The organism is Clostridium sp. UMB9555A (genome assembly GCF_030222355.1).
In the GTDB taxonomy this organism is placed as follows: domain Bacteria; phylum Bacillota; class Clostridia; order Clostridiales; family Clostridiaceae; genus Sarcina; species Sarcina perfringens.
Genome location: NZ_JASORQ010000002.1, coordinates 801,020 through 812,914, shown reverse-complemented (window position 1 = coordinate 812,914; position 11,895 = coordinate 801,020). Strand labels below are relative to the sequence as shown.

12 protein-coding genes are annotated in these 11,895 nt (G+C 27.8%); 11 read left to right on the top strand and 1 reads right to left on the bottom strand.

The annotated features are described in order from the left end of the window. Positions 1–26 precede the first annotated feature (26 nt). The 8 genes from QP548_RS09030 to QP548_RS08995 all read left to right on the top strand — a co-directional run bounded on the left by QP548_RS09030 (position 27) and on the right by QP548_RS08995 (position 7,775). Positions 27–1,697: an FAD-dependent oxidoreductase gene (locus tag QP548_RS09030; RefSeq protein WP_075837468.1), complete on the top strand. Its 1,671-nt coding sequence runs from the start codon at positions 27–29 to the stop codon at positions 1,695–1,697. Between the two features lie 496 nt (positions 1,698–2,193). After that, a complete protein-coding gene (locus QP548_RS09025; protein WP_061426752.1) occupies positions 2,194–3,252 on the top strand; it encodes a PTS transporter subunit IIC in 1,059 nt (352 codons plus the stop codon). Positions 3,253–3,287: 35 nt separating this feature from the next. Beyond that, positions 3,288–4,217 carry a 2-dehydropantoate 2-reductase gene (locus QP548_RS09020; RefSeq protein ID WP_061426754.1) on the top strand — a complete coding sequence of 310 codons (930 nt, stop codon included), beginning with the start codon at positions 3,288–3,290 and terminating at the stop codon, positions 4,215–4,217. Positions 4,218–4,478: 261 nt separating this feature from the next. After that, the gene (locus QP548_RS09015) at positions 4,479–4,904 is read left to right on the top strand and encodes a MarR family winged helix-turn-helix transcriptional regulator (protein ID WP_003480533.1); all 426 of its coding nucleotides are present in this window, start codon (positions 4,479–4,481) and stop codon (positions 4,902–4,904) included. Between the two features lie 225 nt (positions 4,905–5,129). Continuing rightward, positions 5,130–5,633: a hypothetical protein gene (locus QP548_RS09010; protein WP_061426756.1), complete on the top strand. Its 504-nt coding sequence runs from the start codon at positions 5,130–5,132 to the stop codon at positions 5,631–5,633. A gap of 102 nt (positions 5,634–5,735) precedes the next feature. Continuing rightward, positions 5,736–6,179 carry a MarR family winged helix-turn-helix transcriptional regulator gene (locus QP548_RS09005; protein WP_003480535.1) on the top strand — a complete coding sequence of 148 codons (444 nt, stop codon included), beginning with the start codon at positions 5,736–5,738 and terminating at the stop codon, positions 6,177–6,179. An 84-nt stretch (positions 6,180–6,263) separates the two neighbouring features. After that, on the top strand, positions 6,264–7,145 hold the full coding sequence (locus QP548_RS09000; protein WP_061426758.1) for a pirin family protein: 882 nt from the start codon (positions 6,264–6,266) through the stop codon (positions 7,143–7,145). A 33-nt stretch (positions 7,146–7,178) separates the two neighbouring features. Next, a complete protein-coding gene (locus QP548_RS08995) occupies positions 7,179–7,775 on the top strand; it encodes an FMN-dependent NADH-azoreductase (protein WP_061426760.1) in 597 nt (198 codons plus the stop codon). Positions 7,776–7,950: 175 nt separating this feature from the next. Here the strand turns inward: QP548_RS08995 and QP548_RS08990 are convergent, their stop codons facing one another. Beyond that, complete coding sequence (locus QP548_RS08990; RefSeq protein WP_061426762.1) at positions 7,951–8,901, bottom strand: ABC transporter substrate-binding protein; 951 nt, start codon at positions 8,899–8,901, stop codon at positions 7,951–7,953. A gap of 129 nt (positions 8,902–9,030) precedes the next feature. Here QP548_RS08990 and QP548_RS08985 point away from each other — a divergent pair, with 129 nt between their 5' ends. Genes QP548_RS08985 through QP548_RS08975 form a run of 3 tightly spaced genes read left to right on the top strand, consistent with a single transcriptional unit; the run spans position 9,031 to position 11,833 of the window. Continuing rightward, on the top strand, positions 9,031–10,035 hold the full coding sequence (locus QP548_RS08985; RefSeq protein ID WP_061426764.1) for a FecCD family ABC transporter permease: 1,005 nt from the start codon (positions 9,031–9,033) through the stop codon (positions 10,033–10,035). Beyond that, positions 10,035–11,057 carry a FecCD family ABC transporter permease gene (locus QP548_RS08980; protein WP_003477120.1) on the top strand — a complete coding sequence of 341 codons (1,023 nt, stop codon included), beginning with the start codon at positions 10,035–10,037 and terminating at the stop codon, positions 11,055–11,057. The genes QP548_RS08985 and QP548_RS08980 overlap by 1 nt, the downstream gene beginning before the upstream one ends. A 5-nt stretch (positions 11,058–11,062) precedes the next feature. Then, complete coding sequence (locus QP548_RS08975) at positions 11,063–11,833, top strand: ABC transporter ATP-binding protein (RefSeq protein ID WP_060669844.1); 771 nt, start codon at positions 11,063–11,065, stop codon at positions 11,831–11,833. Positions 11,834–11,895: the final 62 nt, after the last annotated feature.

Here is an 11,895-nt window from a genome sequence, read left to right as displayed (position 1 = left end):
AAGGACTAAGGAGGAGGCGTAAATTTATGAGTAAAATATATGATTTGGTTATTATTGGGGGAGGGCCTGCAGGACTTTCAGCAGGTATATATGCAGGAAGAGCTAAGATGAATACCTTGATAATAGAAAAGGGAGAATTAGGAGGACAAGTCAATAAAACCTTCGATATATCTAATTACCCTGGATCTAGAAATACAAATGGTACTAAACTTATGAGTGAAATGAAAGCTCAGGCAGAGGATTTTAAAGTTAAGTTTATGAATGGAGAAGTCCTTGAAGTAAGTTTATATGAAGATATTAAGGAAATAAAAACTGATAAAGGTTTAGTTCAGGGAAGATCTGTAATAATTGCTACTGGGGCAGCACCTAGACAACTTGGATTTAAAGGGGAAGAAGAATTTACAGGAAGAGGAGTTGCATATTGTGCAACTTGTGATGGTCAGTTTTTTGAAGGATTAGAGGTATTTGTAATAGGAGCTGGTTTTGCAGCAGCTGAGGAAGCAATATTCTTAACTAGATTTGCATCAAAGGTAACTGTAATAGCTAGAGAACCAGAATTTACTTGTGCAAAATCTATAGCAGATAAGGTTCTTTCTAACCCTAAAATTGAGGTGAAATTTAATACTGAAATAATTGAAGCTAAGGGCAAAGATATGGTAAACTATGCTAAGTTCAAGAATAATGTAACAGGAGAAATTTTTGAATACAGAGCAAAAAAAGAGGATGGAGCCTTTGGAATATTTGTATTCGTTGGTTATGCCCCTAAAAGTGAATTGTTTAAAGATATTTTAGAGTTAGACAAGCAAGGATATATTATAACTAATGAAGATATGGAAACTAATATTAATGGGGTTTATGTTGCTGGAGATTTACGTCCAAAATCTTTAAGACAAATAGTTACAGCTGTATCAGATGGGGCTATTGCTGCCACTACAGCAGAGAGATACGTTAAAGAGCTAAAAGAAAAGCTTGGTATAGAAGATGAATATTTAGAAGAAGAGGAAAATATTCAAGAAGAAAAAAATAGTGATGAAAATAATGATTTAGGAAATATATCAAGAAAAAGTTCACTATTAAATGATGGATTAAGAGCTCAGCTAAAAGGAATTTTAAGCAAAATAGAAGATGAAGTAACTTTAGTTTCTATAGTTGATAGAAATAATACAAAATCTATAGAACTTAGAGACTTAGTACTAGATATATCAGATTTAGGAGAAAAAATAAATGCTAAGATATTTAATGGAGGCGAAAATAAAGATGTTGAAGAGAAGATAAATGCTGATAAATATCCAATAGTTGCACTTTTAGACGAGAATGAAAATTATAGTGGAATTAAGTTTCATGGTGTTCCAGGAGGACATGAGTTAAATTCATTTATTTTAGCTATATATAACTTAGGTGGTCCAGGTCAAGGTATTGATAAAGAAGTGCTTGATGAAATAAAGAAATTAGATAAAAAGACTAATATTAAGGTTTGTGTATCACTATCATGTCATTTATGCCCTGATGTTGTAGCTAGTGCACAAAGAATAGCAAAAGAAAATAAAAATATAGAAGCTGAAATGATTGATTTAGCTAATTTTAAAGATATAAAAGATGAATTTAAAATAATGAGTGTACCAGCTCTAATAGTAAACAATAAAGATGTTTACTTTGGAAGCAAAAAAATAGAAGAAATTTTAGAGATAATAAAATAATTTTATTATAAAACACCACAAAAAGAAGCTGTATGAAATTGCTTTATAAGTTGATTTCATACAGCTATATTTTTAATTGATTTCTATATTTATATAGATTTGGTAATTTGTTATAAATATTATATAAAGTTCAGAAAATATTTTTAAAATATGAATTTTGTAAAATAATTTGTTATATTTTTAACCTCTATGTCTTAAATGTATTGTAATTTATACCTATACTGTGATATATTGATAGCAGGAAAAATAGTTGTATATACAAATGAACTTAACTTTTGTGTGTATTTATATTTTGAAACAATTAATTCTCAGAGAATTGCTAGAAGTTTATAAAAATTTGAAGTTTGAAATAAAAATCTATAAAAATATAAATGATAAAAAATAAACAAAGCCTTGGAATAATAAATCTTTTTAGAGAAATAATATTTAATGAATTTTGTATTGTTATAGATTTTAACTAACAAAAAATTTTTATAAATAGGAAGAAGTGAGAGGTATGTCACAAAAGAATGTTTCAAAGAAAGATAAGTTAACACCAAAAGATTATTTAAATAAAGTTTTGGCAGGAACTGCAACAGGGATAGTTGTAGGGTTAATTCCTAATGCAATATTAGGATCAATTTTTAAAGGGCTAATAGGGGTTTCACCTATATTTTCTACTTTTTATAATGCCGTGAATATTATGCAGTTTATAGTACCTGTGCTTGTGGGAGTCTTAGTTGGATTACAGTTTGAATTAAATGCTATGCAATCAGTTATAGTTGGAGCAGCAGTATTCTTAGGTTCAGGGGCATTTAAGGTTACTGAAGCTGGAGTACAAATGGTTGGTATTGGAGACTTAATAAATATAATGTTAGTTTCTTGTATAGCTGTATTTATTATTAGATTAATAGGAAATAAATTAGGATCTTTAACTATATTATTACTACCAATTATAGCTGGCGCTGGAGTTGGTATAATAGGAATGTTTATGTTACCTTATGTAAGACAAATTACCATAGTAATTGGAGATATAATGAATAACTTTACTACTTTACAGCCATTATTAATGTGTATTTTAATAAGTGTTTCATTCTCAATATTAATTATTTCACCAATTTCAACTGTGGCAATAGGTATAGCTATTGGAATAACTGGCTTAGGAGCTGGGGCAGCTGCCATAGGAGTTACTGCTTGTACAGCAGTTTTAGTTGCAGGATCAAGAAGAGTAAATCAAAGTGGAGTTACTTTATCAGTATTATTAGGAGCTATGAAAATGATGATGCCAAACCTAGTAAAATACCCAATAATAGCAGTACCAATAATAGCAAATGGAATCCTAAGTGGAATAGGAGCTTATTTATTTAATATATTAGGTACACCTAATAGTGCAGGATTTGGTATAGTTGGATTAGTTGGACCTTTAGCGGCTATAAATACTCCAGGGGCTACAAATGCTATATTTGGAGTAATAATGGCATTCTTTGTAATACCTTTTGTAGGAGCATTTATTATTGAATGGTTCTGTAGAAAAGTTATACATTTATATGATGAAAATATTTTTAAATATATTTAATTTACAAAAAAGATAAAAGAGGAGAGTTGATTTAAATGAAAATCGCAATTGTTGGAGCAGGAGCAATGGGCTCACGTTATGGATATATGTTACATGAAGCTGGAAATGAAGTTATGTTAATAGATGGGTGGAAGGATCATGTAGATACTATAAACAAAGAGGGATTAACTGTTGAGGAAAATGGAGAAATTAAAAAAGTAAAGATACCAGCAATGCTACCTCAAGATGCTAAAGAAATTCCAGAGTTAATAATATTATTTACTAAATCTATGGGATTAGAACCAATGTTAGAATCTATAAAAGATATATTAGGAAAAAATACAAAGGTATTATGCTTATTAAATGGATTAGGACATAATGAAACTGTAGCAAAATATGTTGATAGCAAAAACATACTTATGGGAGTAACTTTATGGACAGCTGGGTTAAAAGGTCCAGGACATGTTGTATTAACAGGAAGCGGAAGCCTAGAAGTTCAAAATATTGATCCAAGTATGGAAAAAGAGGCAAAAGAAATTTGCGATATATTAAGTAATGCTGGATTAAAAGCTCACTATAGTGAAAATGTATTATTTTCAATATGGCGTAAAGCTTGCGTAAATGGAACTTTAAATAGTGGATGTACAATTTTAGATTGTAATATTAAAGAATTTGGTGAATTAAAAGAAGCTCCAGAGCTTATACGTAATATCATAAAAGAATTTGCTGATGTTGCATCTAAATATGGAGTAAAGTTAGATGTTGAAGAGGTTGCAAGGGGAATAGAGGCAATATATGATCCAAGCCAAGCTGGCGCTCACTATCCATCAATGCATCAAGATTTAATACAAAATCATCGTCTTACAGAAATAGATTATATAAATGGTTATGTATCAAGAAAAGGTAAAGAGTTTAATATAAATACACCATATAATGACTTACTTACTACTCTTGTTCATGCAAAAGAGCAATTACTTATTAAATAAGAATATGTAATAAATATAGTATTTTAAAGTTGATTTTTATGTTTTATAAGAATCAACTTTTTATATTTTATAACTTAACTTGGTATAAATACTTATTCTAATATAGAAAACAATCTTTTATATTTTATAGATACATTATTAAATATTAGCGTAGTAAAACCTTATTTGTTTAAAAATGATGTAATGAACTCAGTTGCAAATTTAAAAATATATATTTAATATAATATATAGACAAAATTTTAAGAGGTTAGGACTGATATAATGCTTGAAGAAAATTTTTGCCAGTGCTTGTTTTTTACTGTAACCAGATTGAAAAAAATAGCAGCTAAAATAGCTGAAGATGAATTAAAACCATTAGGAATGTCTCCAACATATGTATATATACTTCTTGGGGTAAAATTTAAACCAGGAATAACTCAAAAAGAATTATGTGAGGAACTTCATTTGAAGCCTTCTACAATAACTAGACTTATAGATAAACTTGTTATAAATGGATTGGTGGAAAGAAGATCAGAGGGAAAATTATCTCATATATATCTAACTGAAAGTGGAGAAAATATACAAGAGGATATTAAAAAATACAGATTAAAGTTACATAATCGTTATAAAGAGATACTTGGAGAAGAGGAATATAATTTTTTAACTAAACTAACAAATGACTCTGCAAGAATATTAGAGTCTGAATAAAACATATCCTTAAAAAATAAAAAGTAAGTTCTTATAGTTTCAATTTATTTTAAAACAAGTAGTAATGCACAACTTCTTACAATTTTAATTATAACAAGCTGTGCATTATTATATATATAAGTACTTATTTTAGATTAATAATGATATAATAAACTTATTATTTTTAATAAGAGATTAGAATATTGATTTAATGATTTAAAATATTCAAAAAGGAGATATACATATATGAAAGAATTAAGAATAAAGAAATTTACTGTAGACGAATTTAAAAATAAGTTTAACTTAGATAATATAGAAAATATTTCAGCTTATGAAATAAGTGAATTAGGAAATCTTTTTGAGAATTCATCTGAAGAGGTTTATTTCTTAATTGAAGATAAATTATATGCTGAGCCAAAGGAAGCTATAGGGGAAGGAGAACTTTCTAGAGAGGATATTGAAACTATAGAAAAATTAAATGAAGAATTTAGAGATTCTTTAATAAGCTTAAGAGAGTTTTTATATCATGGAAATGGAAAATTAGATTCAGAAGAGGCTAGATCTATTCAAGTTGCAATGAATAATAATATAAAATCAGCTAAAGAAATCTTAAATAGACATAATATAATTGATAAAGACCAATTAAAGAAAATGAGTAAAAAATATTTTATGCCAGACTTCTTAAATGGTATATTTGGTAATGAAGAATATAATTTTGAAAATGAAGTAGAAATAGACTGCGGATTATAAGAGAAAGCTATATCAAATCTTTACTTGGTTTGATATAGCTTTTTTATTTAAATAATTATATTTAATGTTGACAATATCACTAATTAGTGATAAATTTAAAACATGGATAAGATAAAAGATTTAATTAAAGAAAATGAATTAGAATTATCAACATTGGTTGTCTTTACAAGAGCAGAGCATACTATTCATAAAAAAGAATTTCAGACAATCAAGGAAAGTGGATTAACCATAGCTCAATTTGGAGTTTTAGAAGCTCTATATAATAAAGGTGACTTGAGAATATGTGAAATAATCGAAAAGATCTTAACAACATCAGGAAATATAACAGTTGTTATAAAAAATCTAGAAAAGGATGGACTAGTGAAAAAAAATGCAGATCCAGAAGATAAGAGATCTTGTATAATATCATTGACAGATGAAGGTAGAAAGGTTATAGAAAATATTTTACCTAGTCATATTAATAATATTAAAAATATTTTTGAAGTCTTAACTGATGAAGAGAAAATCACATTGAAGAATATATTAAAAAAATTTAAAAATGTATAGTCATCAATAAAAAATAAAAAATTTTTAGGTATTTATCACTAGTTAGTGATAAAAGTTGTTTTAGATAAAAAGGGGGCAAAGCAAATGAAGAAGTTCAGAGCTATAGAAAATATATTTAAAGCACCAGAACCACATATGGTTGGGGATGGATTTAGAGTATCTCAGTATATACCAACAGGAATAAAAAGTATGGAGCGTTTATCACCATTTTTATTATTAGATTATAATGCACCATATTATTTTAAGTCTTCAGAGACGAGATTAGGTGTTGGAGCTCATCCTCATCGTGGATTTGAAACAGTAACAATTGCTTATGATGGAAAGGTTGAGCATCATGATAATAAAGGAAATCATGGGATTATAGGACCTGGGGATGTTCAGTGGATGACTGCAGCATCAGGTATTATGCATAAAGAATATCATGAAACTGAATTTAGTAAGAATGGTGGTATCTTTCATATGGTTCAACTTTGGGTGAATCTACCTAAAGATAAAAAAATGATAGAACCTAAATATCAACCTTTATTAAAAGAAGAAATGGGAGTTTTAAAACTTGATAATGATAAAGGAGAAATAAGTATAATTGCAGGGGAAGTTAATGGGGTAAAGGGGCCAGCTAATACCTTTACTAATATAAATCTTTATAATATAAATTTAAAGAATTATGGTAATACTACATTAAGTGAACCAAAAAATTTTAATACTGCAATTCTTATATTAAAAGGTGAAGCTAAAGTAAATGAAGATAAAATATGTAAAGAAGGAGATTTTATCATATTTGATAATGTTGAGGGAGAGATTTTACTAGAGTCTTTGACTAAAGAGTCACTATTTTTAGTTCTTAGTGGAGAACCAATAAATGAGCCTGTTGTTTCACATGGACCATTTGTTATGAATACACTAGGAGAAATACTTGATGCATATGAAGATTTTAGAAACAATAAGTTTGGAACAGAGAATTTTTAATAATTTATATATAAATTAGAAGGAGTGAATACAATGAGTAAAGTATTATATATTAAAGCAAATATAAAAAATGAGGGAGAATCAAGAACTTTTAAAGTATCTGATAGTTTTGTAGAAGAGTATAAGAAAAATAATCCAGAGGATGAAATAATAACATTAGATTTATATAAAGAGAATATAGACTTTTTAAGAGCTGATGATTTAGGAAAATTATTTGGCCCTAAAGATGAAGAAAGCAAGAATAATTCAATATTAAAATATGCATATCAATTTGCTGATGCTGATAAATATATAATTGCAGCACCTATGTGGAATTTAAGTTTTCCAGCTATATTAAAAGCTTATATTGATTATGTAAGTGTTTCTGGAATTACATTTAAATATACTGCTGAAGGACCAGTTGGTTTATTAAATAACAAAAAGGCAGTACATATAGTATCTAGAGGTGGTGGTTATGATAATTCACCATATGAAATGGGAGATAGATATTTAAGAACTATATTAGGTTTCTTTGGAATTAAGGATATAGAGACTATTGGTATAGATAATTTAGATGTTATTGGCGTAAATGTTGAGGAAAAGGTAGAAGAAGGTATAGAAAAGGCTACTTCACTTGCAAAGAAATTTTAAATTAGAATAATAGATCTTTAAGTTAATATTTTATTAAAATAAATTTTGGTAATTTAAAAAGGGATATTGAATAAAAAATAATACTGAAAATGAAAAGTTTCATTTTCAGTATTATTAATATGTAGGGATAAGTTTGTTTGAAATTATCTAAGATTTTATTACTGAAAGGTATAAATTATAATTTTCCTTCATTTAGCATATTAGTTAAATCGTCGAGCATTAAGTTAGCTGATTTTATTCCACCAGCAGTATTCCAAATAAAGTCATTTACTTTATAGACTTTATTATTTTGTACAGCATTTAATGATTTAAATAGGGGATCTTGCATCCATTCTTGTTCTCTTGAAGTAGCTTTACCATCACCAGTTTCATAAGTAAAGTAGAATAGAACATCTCCATCAGCTTCTTTTAATCTTTCTTTACCAATTTCAAGGGCAAATTCATCACTTTGTTGAGATGCTGGTCTCTTAAATCCTATTTCTTTTAATATAGTACCAGCAAAAGTATTTCCAAGATATATTCTAGTTTTTCCAGACATAAATCTAATAAGTGAAATTTCTGTATCTAGCTTATCTTTATAATTATTTTGAATATAAGCAATTTTATCATCATATTCTTTTAAAGCTTTTTCAGATTCAGATTCTTTATTTAAAACTTTTGCATAAAATTTAAAGTTATCTTTCCATGCTCCTCTTATAGTATCAGAGTAAACAGTTGGAGCTATGGCACTTAGTTGAGAATAAATTTTTTCATGTCTCATTTTATTTCCTATTATTAAATCAGGTTTTAAAGCAGCAATTGCTTCTATATTAGGCTCTCTTTCCATACCGACTTGTTTTACACCTTCAAGTTCGTCTTTAGTATGATCATACCAATCACCAGTAACTCCAGTTACAGCACCTACTGGTTTAACGCCAAGAGCAAGTAGAGCTTCTGTACCTTCACTAGTAAGAATTACAACTTTTTGAGGATTAGTAGGTATTTCTGTAGTACCCATTGCATGTTCAACTGATACCATATTTGTTGGTACAGTTGTATTTTCGTTATTTTTTTTATTAGAACAACCTATAAATAGGCTTGCAACTACTAAGCTTGATAAAGCTATAGATAGTAATTTTTTTTTCATACTTAAAACCTCCAAATAATTATTTTTTTGTCGAATGATGTAGAAAAACTAATGAGTTTATGATATCATAAATGATAAAGATTATCAATATTAAATAAAAGTATTTATCTTTTAAGATGGAGGAAGTATATGGAAAAAATTATAAATAATAATAAGACAAAATTTTTCTTACTTTTATTTTTAATAATATTAACAGGAATTCTATGCTATTTAAGCATTACTAAAGGATTTATAAAAACTAATTATGAAACTGTTATAGATGCTTATAAAAATTTTAACGGCTCTCAAGAGCACATAATTATAAAAACATCTAGAGTTCCTAGAACTTTAAATGCTCTTTTAGTTGGAGGAGCACTTGGTGTCTCTGGGCTTTTGATACAAGCATTAACTAAAAACAAACTTGCTTCTCCTAGTATATTAGGTATAAATTCGGGAGCAGTATTTATTTTGGTTATTGCTATAACATATATTCCACAAATTTCTAACATGGGACTTGCATGGTTATCTTTTATAGGGGCATTAGGAGCTACTATATTGGTATATATATTGTCAGGTGGACTTTCTGGTGAAGTTCGAACTATGGACTTAACGTTAGGTGGAGCAGCTTTAAGTGCCTTGCTTTTCTCTTTAACTCAAGGAATATTATATAAAAATGATATTGCTTTAGAAGAAATTATATATTGGATGACTGGTTCCGTAGAAGGTAAAAAAATAGATATGATACTTAAATTTTCACCAGTAATAATAGTTACTATAATCTTAACATTCTTTATTTGGAAAAAGCTTAATGTATTTTCTTTAGGTGAAGAAATGGCAAGGTCATTAGGAATAAAAACTTTGTATTTAAAAATATTAATAATATCTATAGTATCAGTTTTATCAGGAGTATCTGTAGCACTTGCTGGACCCATAGCATTTGTTGGATTAGTAACTCCAAGTATGGTGCATAAATTTATTGGTTCAGATTATAAATGGCTTATTCCTTTCTCTGTGTTTACTGGGTCCTCTATATTATTATCAGCGGATATATTATCAAGATTTATAATTTATCCTAAAGAAGTACCAGTAGGAGCATTAACTGCTCTTATAGGAGGACCATTCTTTATATATATTGCTAAAAGGAGGGGGAAGTAATGATAAATATAAGTAAAAAGACTATAAAAATAAGTATATTATTGTTATTAATTACTCTTTTAATATTTGGGATAAGTTTAAGTTTAGGAGAAGTTATGATAAGTCCCATAGATGTATTAAAAAGTATATTTGGAATAGATACAGGTTTCTCTTCTATATTAGTAATGAATATAAGACTACCAAGAGTTATTATTGCTTTTTTAATTGGAGGATCTTTAGGATTAGCGGGGGCTATACTTCAGGGAGTGGTAAAAAACCCATTAGCATCTCCTGAGATATTAGGTATATCAAATGGTGGAGCTGTTGGAGCATTAGTATTTTTAACAATTTTCACTAATCCTAATAATAATTCTTTAACAACATCAATATTATATATGCCTATATTTACCTTTATATTTTCTTTTTTAGCTGTAGTTATTATTTTCTTTATTTGTGGAAAATCTACATCAACAAAAAAGTTAATTATAATAGGTGTTGGTGTTTCTGCAATATTTAAAGCATTAACTAATATTTTAATAATAAATGGACCAATAGTTTTCATGAAAGAAGCTACAACATGGTTAACAGGTAGTATTTATGGTGCGAATTGGACTCATGCAGCTATAATAGCAGTAATATTCTTTGTTTTTACAATAATAACAGTAATATTTATAAAAGATTTAAATCTTCATCAATTAGATGATGAGATTATAACCGTTCTTGGTAATAAGGTTTATAAAAGTAGAATAATATTATTAAGTATATCAGCAGCCTTAACAGCGGGAGCTGTAACTATTGGAGGAGGAATACCTTTTGTTGGATTGATAGCTCCTCACATTTCAAGAAAACTTGTGAATTCGAAATTTGAGAATCTTATTCCATTATCAATACTTATAGGAGGAATAATCACATTATTAGCTGATTTTGTTTCTAAGTGGTTATTTTATCCACAAGAGTTGCCAATAGGTATATTTACAGCATCTATAGGAGCTCCGTATTTTATATATCTTTTAATAAAAAATAGAAAGTCTACAAATAGGTGATGAAAATGATAAAAACAAATAATTTAAAATTGTGTTATGATGAAAAGATAATATTAGATGATATAAATATAGAAATAGAAAAAGGGAAAATTACAGCATTAATTGGACCTAATGGTTGTGGTAAATCTACTTTAATAAAGTCTATAGCTAAGATACTTACTCCTAAAAGTGGTGAAGTATTAATGGGAGATAAAAATCTTCTTAAAATGCCACCAAAGGAATTAGCAAAGGAATTAGCTATGTTACCACAAAGCAGCAGTGCTCCAGAGGATTTAACTATTTATGATTTAGTTAAGCAGGGGAGATATCCTTATCATAACTTATTATCATTTTGGAGCAAAAAAGATGAGGAAATAGTAATGGAATCTATTAGAAAAATGGGACTAATAGAAGAAAAAGATAGGACTTTAGAAAATCTTTCTGGTGGACAAAGACAAAGAGCATGGATTGCCTTATCTTTATGTCAAGATACAGAAGTTATACTTTTAGATGAACCTACAAATCATTTAGATATAAAGTATCAGCTAGAGATTTTAAATATTTTAAAAGAGCTTAATAGAAAAGAAAATAGAACTATAGTAATGGTAATTCATGATATAAACCATGCTTTAAGATATGCTGATAATATAATAGCTTTAAAGGATGGAAATATATTTGCTCAAGGTAGCAAAGATAAAATTATAAATGAAGATCTTATTAAAAATGTTTTTGATATTAAATGTAGAATTATAGATTCACCAATTGATAATAGTAAGATGTGCGTAACTTATATATAAAATATAGCTTTAATTGCATTAAGATTTAAATAATAAGATTTTTAACTAGAAATATACTATGC

What these genes read in the sequence shown, in the direction of transcription:
- QP548_RS08980 (WP_003477120.1), top strand. Translation starts at nt 10,035, where the DNA reads ATGATAAATATAAGTAAAAAGACTATAAAAATAAGTATATTATTGTTA.
- QP548_RS09030 (WP_075837468.1), top strand. Translation starts at nt 27, where the DNA reads ATGAGTAAAATATATGATTTGGTTATTATTGGGGGAGGGCCTGCAGGA.
- QP548_RS08995 (WP_061426760.1), top strand. Translation starts at nt 7,179, where the DNA reads ATGAGTAAAGTATTATATATTAAAGCAAATATAAAAAATGAGGGAGAA.
- QP548_RS09015 (WP_003480533.1), top strand. Translation starts at nt 4,479, where the DNA reads ATGCTTGAAGAAAATTTTTGCCAGTGCTTGTTTTTTACTGTAACCAGA.
- QP548_RS09010 (WP_061426756.1), top strand. Translation starts at nt 5,130, where the DNA reads ATGAAAGAATTAAGAATAAAGAAATTTACTGTAGACGAATTTAAAAAT.
- QP548_RS09005 (WP_003480535.1), top strand. Translation starts at nt 5,736, where the DNA reads ATGGATAAGATAAAAGATTTAATTAAAGAAAATGAATTAGAATTATCA.
- QP548_RS09000 (WP_061426758.1), top strand. Translation starts at nt 6,264, where the DNA reads ATGAAGAAGTTCAGAGCTATAGAAAATATATTTAAAGCACCAGAACCA.
- QP548_RS09020 (WP_061426754.1), top strand. Translation starts at nt 3,288, where the DNA reads ATGAAAATCGCAATTGTTGGAGCAGGAGCAATGGGCTCACGTTATGGA.
- QP548_RS09025 (WP_061426752.1), top strand. Translation starts at nt 2,194, where the DNA reads ATGTCACAAAAGAATGTTTCAAAGAAAGATAAGTTAACACCAAAAGAT.
- QP548_RS08990 (WP_061426762.1), bottom strand. Translation starts at nt 8,901, where the DNA reads ATGAAAAAAAAATTACTATCTATAGCTTTATCAAGCTTAGTAGTTGCA.
- QP548_RS08975 (WP_060669844.1), top strand. Translation starts at nt 11,063, where the DNA reads ATGATAAAAACAAATAATTTAAAATTGTGTTATGATGAAAAGATAATA.
- QP548_RS08985 (WP_061426764.1), top strand. Translation starts at nt 9,031, where the DNA reads ATGGAAAAAATTATAAATAATAATAAGACAAAATTTTTCTTACTTTTA.